The following is a 17,096-nucleotide window of genomic DNA, read 5'->3' on the forward strand; positions in this document are numbered from 1 at the left end:
GGGGCCGTGGCGTTTTCGCCATGACCTTCTCAAGGTACGTGGGTGGCGCGTGGGCCGAATGTGCTGCGCTGGGTTACTACCGCCGGAATCCCGTTGAACTGGGGTGATCGGCAAGAATCAGGCGCGGGGATGGCGCCGGTAGGCCGACACCGACGGTTCGCCGTCGAGCCAGAACCGCCACGGGTTGTCCGCGGCCAGCCGGACACCGACCCGGGGACCACTCCGGATTGTCGCCGGTGGCAAGCCCGCCCGTCGTTCCAAGGCCACCGGGGTCGGCGTCAGTAGGTCGGTGCCCTTGTCGACGAGGGTGATTCCCAAGGCGCGGGTGAGGTTGCCGGGCCCGCGCGCCAACGCGTCGTCGTCGCGCGCCGTCGGCCGCCGATCCCGCGCCGTCGCGAGGCCGTCGACGACCCGGCCGGCGCGGATGAGGACCGCCGAGGCGTGTTCGGTCGGCCCGGTCACCACATTGGCGGCGTGGTGGCCGTGGATGGCGTACACGTACAACCGCCACGGCGGTCCGTACATGATCTCGGATCGGGGGGTGCGGGTGAAGGCGTGCGACGCCGGGTCGTTCACCCCGTCGTAGGCCTCGACCTCGGTAATCATCACCGAGGCGCCGTGTCCGACCAGAACGGCGCCCAGCAGTTCTTGCGCGCGGACAGTGACAGTAGGGTTGTTGCTCATGGCCAAGGCGAAAGACTCCGTGGATGTCGACTTGTCGGTGGAGGAGGCGTGGGAACATGCCCGGGACCTCTCCCGCTACGAGGAGTGGCTCACGCTGCACGACGGGTGGCGCAGCGAGCTCCCCGGCGTCGATGAGCTGGCCGTCGGCGTCAACGTGTCCTCAGTCATCAAGCTTAAAGGGGCGCGGGTTCGATTCGACTGGACGATCGAGCGGTTCGACCCGCCGAACGAGGTGCGGCTGGTCGGCGACGGCAAGGGCGGCGTGAAGGCAAAGCTCGATTTGTCAATCAAACCCAAGGGAAAGGGCTCGACGGTAACCTTTGAGGTCGATCTGGGCGGCTTGCCGCTCATCGGACCTGCGGGGATGGCCGCGGCCCGGGCGACGAAGAAGGACCTGCGGACGTCTCTGGCGAACTTTCGCGACGTCTTCGCCGCCCAATAAAACTCATGTGTCTTAAGACCGTTGCGCCATGGCGCCGGAAGTGGAGGATGTGATGGCGAGTCGACACTCGGCCACCAAGGACGACTTCGGATTCGAGCATGCGGATACGAGCAAGCCGCGCCGCGGCGGACTGATCTGGTCGCTGGCGACGTTGTTGATCGTGTTGGCGCTGGTCGGCGGATTCGTGGCCTGGCGCGGCGGCGTGTTCGGCTGCAAGGACGAGCCGGTCGCCGTTGCCGCGGATCCGGCGATCGCGGGACCGCTCAAGGAGATGGCCGCCGCGGCGGCGGGGAAGTGCTACGCCTTCACCGTGACGGCGCTGCCCGGACCCGACGTCCCCGCAGCGCTCACCGATCCGACGAAGACTCCCGATCTGTGGGTGGCCGACTCGGGCGCCCAGGCGCGCCGGGTGGGCGCGCAGGTCCAGCGGGAACTGCCGACGGTCGCGGCCTCGATGGCGCAGAGCCCCGTCGTGGCGGTGGGCCAGCAGGTTCCGCAGCTGAAGAGCTGGGTCGACGTGATGAAGCTGCCGAACCTGCGGATGGGCTCGCCGGTCGACACCACGATCGGCGACGCGCCGATCCTCGGTGCACTGGCCGAGGTCAAATCGGGTGGCATCACGCAGAAGCAGTTGGTGGATGCGATGACAGTCCTGGCCGTCCAGCAGAACAACGCGCGTACCGGGAACGACCGGGAGGGCACCCGCCTGAACCTGGCCAACACCACCCCGGACATTCCGGTCTTGACGACCGAGCAGCAGTACCTGCTGTTCACCAGCACCCACAAGGGTTCGGCGTTGAAGGCGGCGACGCCGGCCGACGGCTCGGTGTTCCTCGACTACCCGATGGTGAACACCGCGGCGCCAGAACGCACCGAGACCGCGACCAAGGCCGGCCAGGTGTTGGCCGAGATCGCCGCGTCGGAGGAGGGCCGCAAGATCCTCGCCGCCGGGTATCTGCGCGACGGACAGGGCCAGCCGTTGGCCAACGGGGCGGGAGTCGGAGCAGTCAAGCCGCTGCCCGCGCAGGACCAAGCCCAGGTCGACCGTGCGCTGCGTCAGTGGCAGGTGTTGGCCGTGCCGATCCGGACCCTCGTCGTGGAAGACGTCTCCGGCTCGATGGTGGCCAGCTCGGGGTCGGGGACGCGTGCCGACCTGTTGCGCGAGGCCTCGCTGTCGGGGTTGAAGATGTTCCCGAACAACGCCGAGATCGGTGCCTGGATGTTCAGCATCGACCGTGGCGGCCCTGGTGTCGACTATCTGGAAGTGGCCCCGATCCGCCCGCTGAATGCGCGGGCGGCCGGCGGTCGCACGCACCGCGATGTGCTCGCCGACGCCGTTCGCAAGGCAATGGCCAATGTGCATGGCGGCACCGGTTTGTACGACACCACGTTGGCTGCGTACAAGAAGGTGCAGAGCACCTATGACCCGAACTTCTCCAATTCGGTCATCATCCTGACCGATGGGGAGAATGAGGATCCCAACAGCATCACGCTCGAACAACTGCTGGCCGAGTTGAAGAAGCTGCAGGATCCGGCGCGGCCGGTTCTCATTCTGACCATTGGTATCTCGGAGAACGCAGATGCCAACGCGCTCAAGGCGATTGCCGACGCGACCGGTGGCACGTCTTACACCGCGAAGACTCCGGCCGATATCCGTTCGGTTTTCGTCGACGCGATTGCCGCGCGGATCGAGGCGGCTGGTAAATAGCTGTCACCGCGCGTTCGCGCGCACCGCTCCCGTAGCTCAGGGGATAGAGCACGGCTCTCCTAAAGCCGGTGTCGTAGGTTCGAATCCTACCGGGAGCACAACCCATCTCTGCCGCCCCTACCTGCGCGTTTCCGTCCAGGGTTTCGATAGTTGCACCCACCGCGACGCGGAAGTACTTCGTTGTGCCGCCAATCCAGTTAGGGTGGTCGGTGGCGGTCGACTTTGGTGATCTTCACGATACTTCGATAAGTCGGCGTCGCGATTGCGCTGCGCCTCCAGCGGTGGTGTAGCAAGCTATCAATTAGGCATGGATCCGATCGTGCCATGAAACAAGGAGTTCACGGAGTGAAACCCGTCAATAAGAAGTCAGGGCTCGTGGCATTGCGCCGCCTGGCAGTCGGCGCTGTCGCCGTTGCAGGGTCGCTGATGCTGGTCGCGCCGCACGCATCCGCAGCACCACAGGATGATGCTCGGGCGGCCATCGACAAGGTGGTCGGTGAAATCGAGAGCGGTACCGCTGACCGCGGTTTCCGCGACACTGGCCTCGGTGCCAAAGAGGGCGATGTGACCTCTGTCGGCGACGGCTTCGAGCAGAAGTTCGCCGGCGGTGCGGTCTACTGGTCCGAAAAGACCGGTGCGCACGTCCTTTACGGTGCCATCAACGAGAAGTTCATCGCCGAACAGGGCCCGACCGGCAGCCTCGGCTTCCCCAAGACGAGTGAAGGTGTGGCGCAGGCTCCCGAGGGTGCCCGCTTCGCCGAGCTGTCGGCGGCGGACAACCCGCGGATCTACTGGACCCCGCAGACCGGTGCTTGGGTCGTTCGTGGTCCGTTCGCCGCGGCGCTGGGCGATAACGACATCGCCGGCGCGCTGGGTCTCCCGCTGGGTGACGCCGTCGTCAACGGTGATGTCATCACCCAGAAGTTTGCCAACGGCACGCTGAGCTTCAACGCGAAGACCGGCAAGTGGATCGATCTCCCGAACCTGCCGGGTCTGCCGGACCTGAACGCGAAGCTGTCGGGCCTGAAGTGGCCGTCGATCAGCCTGCCGGGCTGGCCGAGCATCAACGTGCCCGACATCAACCTGCCGAAGGTCACCGCGCCGGACGTGAACCTGCCCGACGTGAACGCGCCGAACGTGAGCCTGCCCAAGGCTGACGGCTTCAACTGGTGGTGGCTGCTGCTTCCGCTGCTGATCATCGGCGGCCTGCTGCTGCTCGCATGGCTGTGGCGTCTGCTGACCGGTAAGGGTCGCAAGGGCCATGGCCTGAGTGCTCCCGACCTGAAGGCTCCGAACCTCGACGGTGCCGTGGGCGCGGTCAAGGGTGCCGGCGGCAAGGTCGCTGCCGGTGCGGCCGGTGCGGCTGCGGCCGCCGGTGCTGCCGCGGGTGCCGCGGGCAGCAAGGTCAAGAATGCCGCCGAGGATGCCGTCGACGCGGCAGAGCGCGCCGGCGGGAAGGTGAAGGATGCCGCCGAGGACGCCATCGACAAGGTCAAGGGTGGTGCCTCCGGTGCCGCCGGCAAGGCCGGCGACGCTGCCGGTGCCGCCGGCGACAAGGTGTCCGGCCTGGTCGGTGACGCCACCGGCAAGGGTGCGGCTGCGGCCGCCGGTGCCGCGGCTGCCGCGGGTGCCGCCGGTACCTGGGTGCGCGACGGCAAGACCGTCCCGCTGCCCAAGGGTGCCCACCTCCCGCTGCCCGGCGACGCGGAGCCCAAGGGCTTCCCGATCAAGGGCAACGCCGACTCGGGTCTGTTCCACACCCCTGCATCGAGCGCCTACAAGGCGACGATCGCGGAGATCTGGTTCGCCACCGAGGCGGATGCCGAGGCCGCCGGCTTCAAGAAGTACCAGTAGCCGGTAAGCACGAGGCCCGGGGCCCAACACCGCAAGGTGTTGGGCCCCAGTGCTTTCTCGGGATCAGTGCTTTCTCGGGATCAGTGCTTTCTCGGGGTCATTGCTTTCCAGGCGGCCCGTCCCAGGGGCGGGGGAGGGGAGATAGCGTGGTGGTCGTGACCCGAACCCAGCCGCCGTCGCGCGCCGTGCAGATCAAGGTCATCGGCGTGGGCCCGGGCAACCCGCGCCAGATCACCCTCGAGGCCGTCGAGGAACTCGGTGGTCTCGACGCGGTGGTCCTGCTCGACAAGGGGGAGTCGACCGAATCCATGCGCCGGCTGCGCACCGGGTTGGTGGACCGCTACGCCCCGACGGCGCAGGTCCTCGTCGTCGCCGATCCGCCGCGGGACCGCCGGCCCGCCGACTACCCGCGCGAGGTGGCCCGGTGGCATGCGGCCCGGGTCGAGGCAATCGCCGCGGCGATCGCGGACCTCCCCGACGGCAGCCGGGTCGGCTTCCTCGTCTGGGGCGACCCCTCTCTCTACGACAGCACGCTGCGCGTGGTCGACGGTCTCGCCGGTTTGCCGGGTTGGACGGTCGACCTCGTCGTCGTCCCCGGGGTCACGAGCGCCTCGGCCCTGACCGCCGCGCACCGGATCACCGCCAACCGGGTGGGCGAGCCGATCCACATCACCACCGGTCGGCGACTCGCCTCGACACCGGACGGGGCGGCCGGCAATCAAATCGTGATGCTCGACGGGACGGAGGCGTTCCGCGCCGCCGCCCGTCCCGGTGACGAGATCTACTGGGGGGCCAACCTCGGTACCGCCGACGAGGTGCTCATCGCCGGACCGGTCGAGCAGGTGGCCGACGACATCGGTGCCGCGCGCGACGAACTGAAACGACGGGTCGGTTGGGTCATGGACATCTACCTGCTCCGCTCGTCCCGCTCACCAGACGGCGTCCAGGGCGGCTAACACGTCGTCGGCGATCTCGCGGCGGCAGATCACAAAGTCCGGCATGTACGGAACCCGTTGGTTGTAGCGGATCTCCGAGCCGTCGAGTCGGCTGCAGTGCAGTCCGGCAGCCTCGCAGACGCCGACCGGTGCGCAGTTGTCCCACTCGTACTGTCCGCCCGAGTGGACATAGGCGTCGACGTCGCCGCGGACTACCGCCATCGCCTTCGCGCCGGCGGACCCGATCGAGACGCGTTGCAGGCCAAGCTGATTGGCGACATGGGCCGACTCGTAGCTGCCGCCGAACCGCGACACCGCGATCCGGCCGGTAAGCGGTCCGCCGACGGTGTCGACCTCATCGGAGCGGTACAACTCGCCGCGGGCGGGGATGGACACGGCAGCCGCCGTGGGCCGCCCGCCCTCGGTCAGCGCGACGTGCACCGCCCAGTCTGCCGTGCCGTAGGAGAACTCGCTCGTCCCGTCCAGCGGGTCGATGATCCAGACCCGCTCGGCCGTGGACCGGTCACCGACATCCTCGGCCTCCTCGGAGAGGACGGCGTCGCGCGGGCGACGGCGGCGCAGTACCGCGCCGATCCACGCCTGCGCCAGCTGATCCCCGGCGTCGCCGATCAGCCGACCGTCGAGCAGCCCGCCGTGGCGGACCCCGAGGAGCAGTCGTCCCGCGCCCTCGGCGATCTGCGCGGCCAACTCGTCGTCGGACAGCCTCGAACCCGATGGCGCAGGTATGGAACTCACCTCTCCACTAGAGCACACTGGATCCATGCCCGAGCTTCCCGAGGTCACCGCGATAGCGAACTTCCTCGACGAGCGCGCCGCCGGGCTGCCCATCCGTCGGGTCGACGTCGCCTCGCTGGCCGTCCTCAAAACCGCCGATCCGCCCTACACCGCGCTGGCCGGCCGCATCGTCAGCACCGTCGGCCGGATCGGGAAGTACCTGGTCATCACAACCGGCGCCGACGACGACGAACCGCTGTACCTGGTGATCCACCTGTCCCGGGCGGGATGGGTCCGCTGGAGTGCGAACCTGTCGCCGACACCGCCCCGCCCGGGCGGCAAGGGGCCGATTGCGCTCCGGGTCCACTGCGGGCTGCCGGGGGAGGGGTTCGACGTCACCGAAGCCGGCACCCAGAAGCGGTTGGCGGTGTGGCTCGTGACCGATCCCGAGCAGGTTCCGCGGATCGCGGGCCTCGGGCCCGACGTGCTCTCGCTGAGCCGAGAGTCGCTGGCGCAGATCCTCGCGGGGAGTTCGGCGCGGATCAAGAACCTACTGACCGATCAGCGGGTGATCGCCGGTGTGGGCAACGCCTATTCCGACGAGATCCTGCACCGGGCGCGACTGTCCCCGTTCGCCACCGCCAAACACTTGTCCGACGCGCAGATCGACGCGCTGTACGAGGCCACCGGTGGGATCCTGCGTGAGGCGATCAACCGCCTGGAGGGGCCCGGCGGCGTGTCGACGATGAAAGCCGAGAAGCGCTCCGGGTTGCAGATCCACGGGCGCACCGGACTCCCGTGCCCGGTCTGCGGTGACACCGTCGCGGAGGTGTCCTTTTCTGACCGTTCGTTCCAGTACTGCCCGACCTGCCAGACCGGTGGTCGCAAGCTGGCCGATCGCCGGATGTCCCGCCTGCTGAAGTGACCTAGGCTGGACCCCGTGACTACGCGCGAGAAGATTCTGATCACCGGTGCCAGCTCCGGGCTGGGCGAGGGCATGGCCCGCGAGTTCGCCAAGCGGGGCCGCAGCCTGGGGTTGTGTGCCCGACGACTCGACCGCTTGACCGCTTTGGCGGCCGAGCTGCGGCCCGATGCGGCGCAGATCGAGGTCGCCGAACTGGACGTGACCGACTTCGACTCGATCCCCGGTGTTTTCGGCGCGCTGCGCGACCAGCTCGGCGGGCTCGACCGGGTGATCGTCAACGCGGGCCTGGGCAAAGGCGCGCCGATCGGGACCGGCAAGGCCCGGGCGAACCTGGAGACGGTGCAGACGAACCTGACCGGTGCGCTCGCCCAGGCGGAGGCGGCGCTGGAGATCTTCCGCGAGCAGGGTGCCGGGCACCTCGTCCTGATCAGCTCGGTAAGCGCCAACCGGGGCCTGCCGAAGGCGCAGGCCGCCTATGCCGCCTCCAAGGCCGGGGTGACCGCGCTGGGACAGGGGTTGCAGGCCGAGTTCGCCGGCAAGCCGATCCAGATCACCGTGATCGAGCCGGGGTACATCGAGACCGACATCAACCGCGGTGTGAAGACCCGGCTCATGGCCAAGACCGAGGACGGGGTGGCGGCCATGGTGGCGGCCATCGAGGCGGAGAAGGCCCACGCGGCGGTACCGCGTTGGCCCTGGGAGCCGCTCGCCGCGGCGATGCGCTACCTGCCCGAGCCGGTCTCGCGCCGCATGGTCTGACTGGTCGGCGGCGTTCCGTCGCCGGTCCAGACGATCGGGTTGCGCTTGAAGTCGAGCGCCGGGTCGCCGGCGGTGTCGGCCCAGTAGATGCCGGCGCGCACCGTTTGGCCCTTGTCGACGACGGTGATCAGACAGGTCGCATACGATTCGCCGCGCTTCATCAGCCGGGGTGGGGTCCGGGTGACACAGTCGGGGACCTCGGCGGTGGACCGGATGGTCAGCGCCGCGGTCACGCCGTCGGCGCTACCGGCGAAGCCGATGACGTCGGGTGCCGGAGCGGGCTTGTCGGCCAGCGACATCACCGTGAGGTGCAGGAAGTAGCCGCTGCCGTCCTTGGTGATCGAATCGGGCAGCCGTCCGGCGCGGCGGATCCCGGTCACGGTGTAGGCGGCCAGCTGGTGGGGGTGGAAGGTGGTGGCCGGCAGTAGTGCCGTCTGGCCGAAGCGCAATTGGCGGCCGGGCTGGGTGCGGGTGGTCGTATCGGCGGGGATGCTCAACGACGCCGAGGTGGGCACCTCGGGTCCCGGTGCGTCGGGGTCGCCGGTCGAGCAGGCGCCGACCGTCCCCGCGGCGGCGAGGACGGCGGCGAGCGCGACGGTCACGGGTACCCCGCGGCGCGTCATCAGGACTCCCGTCCCGTCTGGCCGCGATACCAGTGCACGAGGGCATCGGTGGAGGAGTCGCCGAGCGGTCCAGGCGGGTCGGCGGCGGCAATGGAGTCGAGCAGTTCGAGGGCCTGCTTCTTGCCGAGTTCGACACCCCATTGGTCGAAGGAGTCGATGTCCCACACCGCCCCCTCGACGAACACCTGGTGCTCGTAGAGCGCGATCAGTTGGCCGAGTGTCCCGGGGGTCAGCTTGGGCGCGAAGATCGTCGTCGAAGGCCGGTTGCCGGGCATCACCTTGTGCCCGACGAGTTCCGGGGCCACGCCTTCCCCGGCCACCTCTTCGGCCGTCTTCCCGAAGGCCAACACCTTGGTCTGGGCGAGCAGGTTGGCGATCAGCAGGTCGTGCATGGACGTCCCGTTTTCGGTGAGGACGTCGCGGAACGGCTCGGCAAAGCCGATGAAGTCGGCCGGGATCATCCGGGTGCCCTGATGGAGCAACTGGAAGAACGCGTGCTGACCGTTGGTCCCCGGCTCGCCCCACCACACCTGTCCGGTGTCGCAGGAGACCGGTCGCCCGTCGCGGGTCACCGACTTGCCGTTGGACTCCATCGACAGCTGCTGCAGATAGGCGGTGAACCGGGCCAGGTCGTTCGAATACGGCAGGACGGCGCGGTTGCCGGCGTCGAAGAAGTTGTCGTACCAGACCGAGAGCAGCCCGAGCAGCACCGGTGCGTTGCGCTCCAGCGGCGCGGTGGCGAAATGCTCGTCGATCGCGGCGAATCCGCCGAGGAACTCGTCGAATCCGGCCTTGCCGATCGCCAGCATGACCGACAGCCCGATCGCCGAATCCACCGAGTACCGGCCGCCGACCCAGTCCCAGAACTCGAACATGTTCGAGGTGTCGATGCCGAATCCGGTGACTGCCTCGGCATTCGTGCTGACCGCGACGAAATGACGGGCCACCGCCTCGTCGTCGCCGAGGGCATCGACCAGCCAGCGCCGCGCCGCCCGAGCATTGGACAGGGTCTCCAGGGTCGTGAAGGTTTTGGATGAGACGACGAAGAGTGTCGTCGCGGGGTTCACCGCGTCGAGGGTGGCGAGCAGATCGGCGGGGTCGACATTGGACACGAAGTGGGTGCGCGGACCGTCGTGGAAGTCGCGCAGGGCACCGCAGACCATGGCCGGGCCGAGGTCGGAGCCGCCGATCCCGATGTTGACGACGTCGGTGATTGGCTTGCCGGTGAAACCCAGCCACCGGCCGGCGCGGATGTCATCGGTGAATCGGCCCATCGCGTCGAGGACGCGGTGCACGTCGGCGACGACGTTCTCGCCGTCGACGAGCAGGCTTGCCGAGGCCGGGAGCCGCAGCGCGGTGTGCAGAACCGCGCGGTCTTCGGAGGTGTTGATGTGCTCGCCGGCGAACATCGCGTCGCGACGGTCCTCCACACCCACCTCGCGCGCGAGACTGAGCAACAGCTCCAGCGTCTGGCGCGTGACACGGTTCTTGGAGTAGTCGATACGCAGGTCACCGGCTTGCACGACCAGGTCGTGGCCGCGCTCGGGATCGAGGGTGAACAGTTCGCGCAGGGTCGTGGCAAACACGTGCGGCTGGTGGGCCGCGAGCGCGTGCCACGACTCGGTTGCGGTCACATCGTCGCTCATGGGTCCACCCTATGGGGTCAGCGGCCCGCGGTCACCGTCCCAGCGGTCCGCGGCCGAGCCGCAGGAGCAGCATCGCCAGGGTGTGGCCCTCCTGGCCGAGGTCGGCGAAGCGGTCGAGGACCTTCACCTCGCGGCTGTGGACCAGGCGTGGACCGCCCGACGCCATCCGCGCGGCGCCGATCTTTTTCGACACCGCCGACCGTCGTTTGATGGCGGCCAGGATGATCGCGTCGAGCCGGTCGATCTCGCCGCGCAGCGCGTCGATGTCGTCGGGCAGAGCACTCACGTCGTCGGACAGGTCGGCGGAGTCCGGGTCGCGGGGCTGGGATTGGTCACTCACCCCGACGATTTTGCCACGGCCGATATTTGCGTTGGAGTGCACTCGAAGTCCTAGCGTGGTTGGTATGTCCGACGACGACCGCGGTCCCGCCCGCCACCTGTCCATTGCCGACGTGTCCGCCCGGACCGGCCTCACCCGAGACACGCTGCGCTGGTACGAGTCCGAGGGGCTGATCCCAGCGGTTCCCCGCAATTCGGCGGGCGTGCGCCGGTACGACGACGCCACCATCGCCATGATCGAGCTGCTGGTCCGCCTGCGGCGCACCGGAATGCCGGTCGCCCAGATGCGCGACTTCGTGACGTTGATGGCGCAGGGGCCCGCACCCACGGCCGCCGGATGCGCCTGCTGGAGAACCATCGAGAGGAGGTCGAGTCCCGTATCAGGGAACTCGTCGACGACCTCGACGCCGTCGACCGCAAGATCGCGCACTATCGGCGGCTGATCGACGAAGGGCTCGACTGCACCGAGCGTGCGATCACCGATCCGGACGAACTCGCGCAGCAGCGGCGCACCGACGACCACCGTTGAGAGGACCGGGTTTCCGTGTATTCGACGATCCTCGGCTCCTCCGGCCGCGAATGAACCAACCCTACGAAAGGCGCACCACCGTGTCCGTGATTCCCGACTCCCACCGCGATCTGCTCGACCGGCCCCTCTACGCCCACCTTGCGACGATCCGGCCCGACGGGACACCCCAGGTCAACCCCATGTGGTTTGTCTTCGACGGTGAGCTCGTCTACTTCACCAACACGACGGTGCGGCAGAAATACAAGAATGTGACCGCGCATCCGCAGGTCGCCTTCTCGGTGAACGACCCCGATCAGCCGTATCGCTACCTCGAGGTGCGGGGCCTGGTCGAGCGGATCGACGCCGATCCGGACGGTGCGCTGTTCGGGGACCTGGCGCAGCGCTACGGCTTGCCGATGGACGGCCCGCCCGGCGATGCGGAGTTCCGCGTCGTCTACGTGGTGCGGCCGACCGCGACCAGTCAGCAGTAGCCCGCCCCCGAACGCCGCTGCGCCCCGTACGATTCGGTGCGTGGACGGTGATAATCCCGACCGCCGGATTCTCGGCGGCACTCGAACGATCGCCGGTGCGGCCGTCGCACTCATCGCGGTGTACGTCGTGGTGCGGATCGTGCTCGCCGCCACCGGCGGCTTCTACTGGGACGACCTGATCCTCATCGGCCGCGCGTCGACCCACAACGTGTTCGGTTGGGACTATCTCGCCCACAACCACGACGGCCACTTCATGCCGGGTGCGTTCTTCCTCGCCGGACTCGCGACCCTGCTCGCCCCCACCCAGTGGTGGCCGGCCGCGGTGACCCTCGTGGTGTTGGCGACGGCTGTCGCGGTCGCGGTGTGGCGGATGATCACGATCGTCGCGAGCGGCCGGCCGCGGTGGGCGCAGGTCGTGGTGCTCGCCTTCTTCCTCTTCACCCCGATGACGGTGCCCTCGTATGTGTGGTGGGCGGCGGGCCTCAACACCCTGCCCATGCAGTTCGCGATGGCGTGGTTGGTCGGCGATGCGGTCCTGCTCTGCGCCGGGGTGTCTCATCGCCAGACGCGGATCATCGTGTGGCGCAGCGCGCTGATCTACCTCGTGGCCCTCACCTGTTTCGAGAAGGCGCTTTACATCGTGCCGGTGGTCTTCGCCGCGACGGTGCTGTGGTGTCGGTTCGGTGCGCTCGCCCGGGAGCGGGAATCGTCGGTGCCCGGTCCGTTGGCGGCCGCCTTCGTCGGGGCCAAGCCGCTGTGGCAGGTGCTGGCGCCGCTGACCCTCGTCTGGGCGGTGGTCTTCCTCTCGGTCACCGGCGGCCAGGGGGCGGCCGGACGGCACAGCATGGTCCAGGCGCTGCATCTGACCTGGCGTTCGGTCAACAACGCCGTGATCCCGTCGCTGGTCGGCGGTCCGTGGAACTGGGACCGGTGGATTCCGAGCCCGCCGATGGGATTCGCGCCGGTGTGGCAGATCGTCGCGGGATGGGTACTCCTCGCCGTGGCGGTGGTCGTGATGGTCCGGTTGCGGCGCGGGGCTTGGCCGGTCATCGTCGCGGCCGCCGTCTACGTGGTGGCCGCCCAGTTCCCGGTGATGTGGAACCGGTCCAGCGCCAACACCGCGCTCGAACTGGCCCAGACGATGCGGTACCTGCCGGATGCGGCGCTGGTGATGACCCTCGGCCTGGCGCTCGTGCTGGCCTGTCCGCGGCCGGCCGTCGTGCGCCGGAGGCCGGTCCTGCCGATCGCGGCGGCGGTGGTCGTGGTGCTGGTCGCGTCGTCGGGGTGGGGGCTGTGGAACTTCCAGCGGTCGTGGCGGAACAATCCGACGCCGGACTATCTGGCGACGGCGCGGGCGTCGCTGGCGTCGGATCCCGATCGGATCATGTTCGACCAGGCCCTGCCGTTGGAGATCCTCACCCCGGTCGCCTATCCGGAGAACCAGATCAGCCACACCTTCGGCCGGATCCGGCCGACGGTGCGGTTCGGTGCGGTCACCGACGACCTCAAGGTGCTCGACCAGCGCGGGCGGCTCGTGCCCGGCGGGGTGACGCCGGCCCGGACGTTCGCGGCGGGCCGCGGCAGTTGCACCGATCCCGAGGTGCGCAGCATCACCCGGATACCGCTGTCCGGGCCGTTGATCGAATGGCGCTGGACGGTCGCCCTCAGCTACTGCGCGAACCGGGATGGGCGGATGTCGGTCCAATTGGCCGGCGGCGAACCCGTTGTCGTGGACGTGCGGGCGGGCCTGCACGTCGTCTATGTGCAAAGCGTCGGCCGCGGGACGGCGATCGCGCTGCGCCCGCTGACGGCCGGGCTGCGACTGCACACCGGCGAGGGTCGGGTCGGCGAGGTCGCCGAGGCGGCGCTGCTCAAGTAGGGACTGTCCGAGGGGCCCGGTAACCTGGTCGTCGAGATGAGTGCTGAGGAACTGCTGCGCGGACTGAATCCACAGCAACGCGAGGCGGTGGTGCACACCGGGTCTCCGTTGCTGATCGTTGCGGGCGCCGGATCGGGTAAGACTGCGGTCTTGACCCGCCGGATCGCCTATCTGCTCGCCGAACGCGATGTGAACCCGGGCCAGATCCTGGCGATCACCTTCACCAACAAGGCCGCCGCCGAGATGCGCGAGCGGGTCGTCGAACTCGTCGGCGGCCGGGGTCGTGCCATGTGGGTGTCGACCTTCCACTCGATGTGTGTGCGGATCCTGCGCGCGCAGTCGGGGCTGTTGGGCGAGACGATGAACTCGAACTTCTCCATCTACGACGCCGACGACTCGCGACGGTTGCTGGGGATGATCATTCGCGATCTCGAGCTCGACCCCAAGAAGTATGCCGCTCGCGGGCTGGCCGTCGCGATCTCGAACTTCAAGAACGAGCTCATCGACCCGGCCGACGCCGAATCGGGTCCAGAGGGCAGCGCCGAGGCCGTCGTGGCCCAGGTGTACGACCTCTACCAGCGGCGGCTGCGCGCGGCGAATGCCTTCGACTTCGACGACCTGATCGGCGAGACGGTGGCCCTGCTGCAGCGCCATCCGCAGGTGGCGCAGTACTACCGGCGCCGGTTCCGCCACATCCTCGTCGACGAGTACCAGGACACCAACCACGCGCAGTACGTGTTGATCCGGGAGTTGACCGGCAGCGACGAGGACCCGGACCTGCCGCCGGCCGAACTCTGCGTCGTCGGTGATGCCGACCAGTCCATCTACGCCTTCCGCGGTGCGACGATTCGCAACATCGAGGAGTTCGAGCGCGACTTCCCCAAGGCCCAGGCCATCCTGCTCGAACAGAACTACCGGTCCACGCAGACGATCCTCTCCGCGGCCAACGCGGTCATTGCACAGAACCCCAACCGGCGGCCCAAGCGGCTGTGGACCGACTCCGGCGACGGGGAGCTGATCGTCGGCTACGTCGCCGACACCGACCGCGACGAGGCGTCCTTCATCGCCGGCGAGATCGACGCGCTGACCGACTATTCGATCGGCGGGTCGTCGAGCCGGGCCTACGCCGACATCGCCGTGTTCTACCGGACCAACACCGGGTCGCGGGCGTTGGAAGAGGTGTTCGTCCGCCACGGCATCCCGTACAAGGTCGTCGGCGGAACCAAGTTCTACGAACGCAAAGAGGTCCGCGACGTCATCGCCTACCTCCGCACCGTGGCGAACCCCGATGACACGGTGAGCCTGCGGCGGATCCTGAACACCCCTCGACGTGGAATCGGCGACCGGGCCGAGGCCTGCGTCGCGGTCCACGCGGAAAACCGGGGGATCAGCTTTTACCAGGCGCTGCTCGAGGCGACGCAGGGAACCGTGCCGTTGTTGAACACCCGCGCGGTCAACCAGATCAGCGGATTCGTCGAACTGATCGAGGAACTGCGGCGCGAGTACCTGGCGACGTTCGGGTCGGCCGACGATGCCGACGAGATCGTCGTCGACGCGACCGCGGAGGGCGGGGATGTGGGCGAGCTCGTCGCCGCCATCATCGACCGCACCGGATACCGCGCCGAATTGGAGGCCAGTCGCGACCCGCAGGACGGTGCGCGGTTGGACAACCTCAACGAATTGGTCGCGGTCGCCCGAGAGTTCAGCGCGACGGCGGCCGAGGAAGCACCGCCCACAGGGGAGGAGGGTGAAGCCGATCGCGAGGGTGAGCCCGAGCCGGGATCGCTGGCCGCCTTCTTGGAGCGGGTATCGCTGGTCGCCGACGCCGATCAGGTGCCCGATTCCGAGGCCGGTGTCGTCACGCTGATGACGTTGCACACCGCGAAGGGTCTGGAGTTCCCCGTCGTCTTCGTCACCGGCTGGGAGGACGGGCACTTTCCGCACATGCGGTCGCTCGGCGATCCCACGGAGTTGAGCGAGGAACGCCGACTGGCCTATGTCGGCATCACGCGGGCGAAGGAACGCCTCTACCTCACCCGTGCGTTGGCGCGGGCGTCGTGGGGTCAACCGGTGTCCAACCCCGAGTCGCGGTTCCTCACCGAGATCCCCGGACACCTGCTCGACTGGCGCCGCACCGAACCCCGGCGCTCGGCCTCGCGCCACCGCGCCTCTGGCGCTTTCGGTTTCGATTCAGCCGATTCCGGCGGCTTCGGATCCTCGGGGCGTGGGCGCGAATCGTTCGGCGCACCCACCCGCGGCCGCAACAAGGCGGTCCACTACGACGTCGGCGACCGCATGAACCACCCGAAGTACGGGTTGGGCAAGGCGGTCGCCAAGGAGGGGTCGGGGCCGACGGAGCGGATCACGTTCGACTTCGGCGGCAGCATCGGCCGCATGACGTTCATGACGTTGGGCGGGCTGCCCGGCGAGAAGCTCTGAGTCTCGCGACGATTATCCGTCGTCAGCCGGTGTAGGCCGAGACGCGGACACCGTGCTGCGCGAGCCACGGCATCGGATCGATCTTGGTGGTCCCGTTCTTCCACACCTCGAAGTGGACGTGCGGGCCGAAGGAGAAGCCTTCGTTGCCGACCAGTGCGATTACGTCGCCGGCGGTGACGTGCTGGCCCTTCTGGACCAAGACGCCGGATGAGGACATGTGGCCGTACATCGTCACGGTGCCGTCGTCGGCCCGGACCTGGACCCAGTTGCCGTAGCCCGAGGCGGGGCCGGCGGCGATGACGACGCCGTCGGTCGCGGCGTGGATGGGCGTGCCCAGCGGGGCGGCCATGTCGAGGCCACCGTGGAACGAGCCCCAACGGGACCCGAATCCGGAGGTGAAGCTGTAGACGCCGAACGGGATGGGGGAGGTGAACAGCGGGCGGCGCTTGAGGTTCTCCTTGGCCTGCTCCGCGGCGGCCAGGGCCTTGCCCTGGCTCAGGCCGCGGGTGAACGAGGACATGTCGGTGTCCGCGGTGCCGTTGACGACGCCCGGGCCCTGATCCGGAGTGCCGTCGGCGGCGGTGGCCGCGGTGCTGGAGTTGTCGACCGAGGAGGCGTGCGCGGCGGCGGCCACGGCGGCGCCGGCGGCGAGCGCGACGAGAGCGGCCCGGCCGCCCTTCAGTGCCGTGGGCGGGGCGCTGACACGGTGCTTGCCGGACTTGCCGGGGGTGCGCGACGGGGTTGCGGTCCGCTTGATCGGAAGTTCGTCGATCTCACCGGACTCCACGAGGGTCGACGGCGTGCGGCGCGCGGGCTGTTGGTAGGTGGTGCGGTACTCGGTCTCCGAGATCGCCAGGTCCTGCGTGATTTCCGAGCTGGTGACGGTGTCGGGGTCGAGGGTTGCGCTGCGGCGCACGGTCCGGGACCACGCCTGCCGATCAAGGTCGAGGAAGTCGTCCTCGAGGTCAGCGGGGTCAGCGGTCGCGGTTCGAGCAGCGACGACGGCAGAGGCATCGAGGGGGGCGACAAAGCGACGCCCGGCATGCTCGATTACCCCGGTTCGTTTCTGGGCCACAATCCTGCCTAACTACCTACTTCACACGGTCTTCGTAACCAATTCGTGACTTGG

Annotated in this window: 15 protein-coding genes, 1 tRNA gene and 1 pseudogene; 11 read left to right on the top strand and 6 right to left on the bottom strand. The window is 68.6% G+C overall.

The genetic code is table 11. The features are described from left to right. Positions 1–117 precede the first annotated feature (117 nt). A complete protein-coding gene (locus nbrcactino_RS04915) occupies positions 118–684 on the bottom strand; it encodes a DNA-3-methyladenine glycosylase (protein ID WP_161926347.1) in 567 nt (188 codons plus the stop codon). Here nbrcactino_RS04915 and nbrcactino_RS04920 point away from each other — a divergent pair. From nbrcactino_RS04920 to cobF, 5 genes are all read left to right on the top strand, one after another. Continuing rightward, on the top strand, positions 683–1,126 hold the full coding sequence (locus tag nbrcactino_RS04920; RefSeq protein ID WP_161926348.1) for a type II toxin-antitoxin system Rv0910 family toxin: 444 nt from the start codon (positions 683–685) through the stop codon (positions 1,124–1,126). The genes nbrcactino_RS04915 and nbrcactino_RS04920 overlap by 2 nt on opposite strands. A gap of 28 nt (positions 1,127–1,154) precedes the next feature. Next, complete coding sequence (locus nbrcactino_RS04925) at positions 1,155–2,834, top strand: VWA domain-containing protein (protein ID WP_161926349.1); 1,680 nt, start codon at positions 1,155–1,157, stop codon at positions 2,832–2,834. A 25-nt stretch (positions 2,835–2,859) separates the two neighbouring features. Next, positions 2,860–2,932 (top strand) — tRNA-Arg (locus nbrcactino_RS04930). A gap of 247 nt (positions 2,933–3,179) precedes the next feature. Then, positions 3,180–4,688, top strand: a complete 1,509-nt coding sequence (locus tag nbrcactino_RS04935) for an LGFP repeat-containing protein (RefSeq protein WP_161926350.1) — start codon at positions 3,180–3,182, stop codon at positions 4,686–4,688. A gap of 155 nt (positions 4,689–4,843) precedes the next feature. Beyond that, entirely contained in the window at positions 4,844–5,644 is an 801-nt protein-coding gene (gene cobF, locus nbrcactino_RS04940) for a precorrin-6A synthase (deacetylating) (protein ID WP_228460684.1), read from the top strand. On the opposite strand, the gene nbrcactino_RS04945 is transcribed toward cobF, so the two are convergent. Further along, positions 5,618–6,406, bottom strand: coding sequence for a 3'(2'),5'-bisphosphate nucleotidase CysQ (locus nbrcactino_RS04945; RefSeq protein ID WP_161926351.1), 789 nt, complete (start codon positions 6,404–6,406; stop codon positions 5,618–5,620). The two genes, cobF and nbrcactino_RS04945, sit on opposite strands and share 27 nt — an antisense overlap. On the opposite strand from nbrcactino_RS04945, the gene nbrcactino_RS04950 reads away from it, so the two are divergent. Both nbrcactino_RS04950 and nbrcactino_RS04955 read left to right on the top strand, forming a co-directional pair. Next, positions 6,405–7,283: an Fpg/Nei family DNA glycosylase gene (locus nbrcactino_RS04950; protein ID WP_161926352.1), complete on the top strand. Its 879-nt coding sequence runs from the start codon at positions 6,405–6,407 to the stop codon at positions 7,281–7,283. The genes nbrcactino_RS04945 and nbrcactino_RS04950 overlap by 2 nt on opposite strands. 15 nt (positions 7,284–7,298) lie before the next feature. Then, on the top strand, positions 7,299–8,042 hold the full coding sequence (locus nbrcactino_RS04955) for an SDR family oxidoreductase (protein ID WP_161926353.1): 744 nt from the start codon (positions 7,299–7,301) through the stop codon (positions 8,040–8,042). Here the strand turns inward: nbrcactino_RS04955 and nbrcactino_RS04960 are convergent. Genes nbrcactino_RS04960 through nbrcactino_RS04970 form a run of 3 tightly spaced genes read right to left on the bottom strand, consistent with a single transcriptional unit; the run spans position 8,006 to position 10,651 of the window. Beyond that, the gene (locus nbrcactino_RS04960; RefSeq protein WP_186343304.1) at positions 8,006–8,665 is read right to left on the bottom strand and encodes a hypothetical protein; all 660 of its coding nucleotides are present in this window, start codon (positions 8,663–8,665) and stop codon (positions 8,006–8,008) included. The genes nbrcactino_RS04955 and nbrcactino_RS04960 overlap by 37 nt on opposite strands. Beyond that, positions 8,665–10,311, bottom strand: coding sequence for a glucose-6-phosphate isomerase (pgi, locus tag nbrcactino_RS04965; protein ID WP_161926354.1), 1,647 nt, complete (start codon positions 10,309–10,311; stop codon positions 8,665–8,667). The genes nbrcactino_RS04960 and pgi overlap by 1 nt, the downstream gene beginning before the upstream one ends. A 31-nt stretch (positions 10,312–10,342) precedes the next feature. Further along, positions 10,343–10,651, bottom strand: coding sequence for a chorismate mutase (locus tag nbrcactino_RS04970; protein ID WP_161926355.1), 309 nt, complete (start codon positions 10,649–10,651; stop codon positions 10,343–10,345). A gap of 64 nt (positions 10,652–10,715) precedes the next feature. Between nbrcactino_RS04970 and nbrcactino_RS04975 the strand changes: the two are divergent. From nbrcactino_RS04975 to nbrcactino_RS04990, 4 genes and pseudogenes are all read left to right on the top strand, one after another. Next, positions 10,716–11,179, top strand: a pseudogene (locus nbrcactino_RS04975) (MerR family transcriptional regulator). Positions 11,180–11,259: 80 nt separating this feature from the next. Further along, positions 11,260–11,649 carry a PPOX class F420-dependent oxidoreductase gene (locus tag nbrcactino_RS04980; protein WP_161926356.1) on the top strand — a complete coding sequence of 130 codons (390 nt, stop codon included), beginning with the start codon at positions 11,260–11,262 and terminating at the stop codon, positions 11,647–11,649. Between the two features lie 40 nt (positions 11,650–11,689). Continuing rightward, complete coding sequence (locus nbrcactino_RS04985) at positions 11,690–13,528, top strand: hypothetical protein (RefSeq protein ID WP_228460685.1); 1,839 nt, start codon at positions 11,690–11,692, stop codon at positions 13,526–13,528. A gap of 36 nt (positions 13,529–13,564) precedes the next feature. Further along, positions 13,565–15,967 (top strand): UvrD-helicase domain-containing protein, encoded by a 2,403-nt coding sequence (locus nbrcactino_RS04990; protein WP_161926357.1) that lies wholly within the window; start codon positions 13,565–13,567, stop codon positions 15,965–15,967. 22 nt (positions 15,968–15,989) lie between these two features. Here nbrcactino_RS04990 and nbrcactino_RS04995 read toward each other — a convergent pair whose 3' ends face one another. After that, entirely contained in the window at positions 15,990–17,042 is a 1,053-nt protein-coding gene (locus nbrcactino_RS04995) for a M23 family metallopeptidase (protein ID WP_161926358.1), read from the bottom strand. Between the last annotated feature and the right edge of the window lie 54 nt (positions 17,043–17,096).

It is taken from the genome of Gordonia crocea (assembly GCF_009932435.1).
GTDB lineage: Bacteria > Actinomycetota > Actinomycetes > Mycobacteriales > Mycobacteriaceae > Gordonia > Gordonia crocea.

What these genes read in the sequence shown, in the direction of transcription:
- nbrcactino_RS04920 (WP_161926348.1), top strand. Translation starts at nt 683, where the DNA reads ATGGCCAAGGCGAAAGACTCCGTGGATGTCGACTTGTCGGTGGAGGAG.
- nbrcactino_RS04915 (WP_161926347.1), bottom strand. Translation starts at nt 684, where the DNA reads ATGAGCAACAACCCTACTGTCACTGTCCGCGCGCAAGAACTGCTGGGC.
- nbrcactino_RS04925 (WP_161926349.1), top strand. Translation starts at nt 1,155, where the DNA reads ATGGCGCCGGAAGTGGAGGATGTGATGGCGAGTCGACACTCGGCCACC.
- nbrcactino_RS04950 (WP_161926352.1), top strand. Translation starts at nt 6,405, where the DNA reads ATGCCCGAGCTTCCCGAGGTCACCGCGATAGCGAACTTCCTCGACGAG.
- nbrcactino_RS04945 (WP_161926351.1), bottom strand. Translation starts at nt 6,406, where the DNA reads ATGGATCCAGTGTGCTCTAGTGGAGAGGTGAGTTCCATACCTGCGCCA.
- nbrcactino_RS04960 (WP_186343304.1), bottom strand. Translation starts at nt 8,665, where the DNA reads ATGACGCGCCGCGGGGTACCCGTGACCGTCGCGCTCGCCGCCGTCCTC.
- pgi (WP_161926354.1), bottom strand. Translation starts at nt 10,311, where the DNA reads ATGAGCGACGATGTGACCGCAACCGAGTCGTGGCACGCGCTCGCGGCC.
- nbrcactino_RS04990 (WP_161926357.1), top strand. Translation starts at nt 13,565, where the DNA reads ATGAGTGCTGAGGAACTGCTGCGCGGACTGAATCCACAGCAACGCGAG.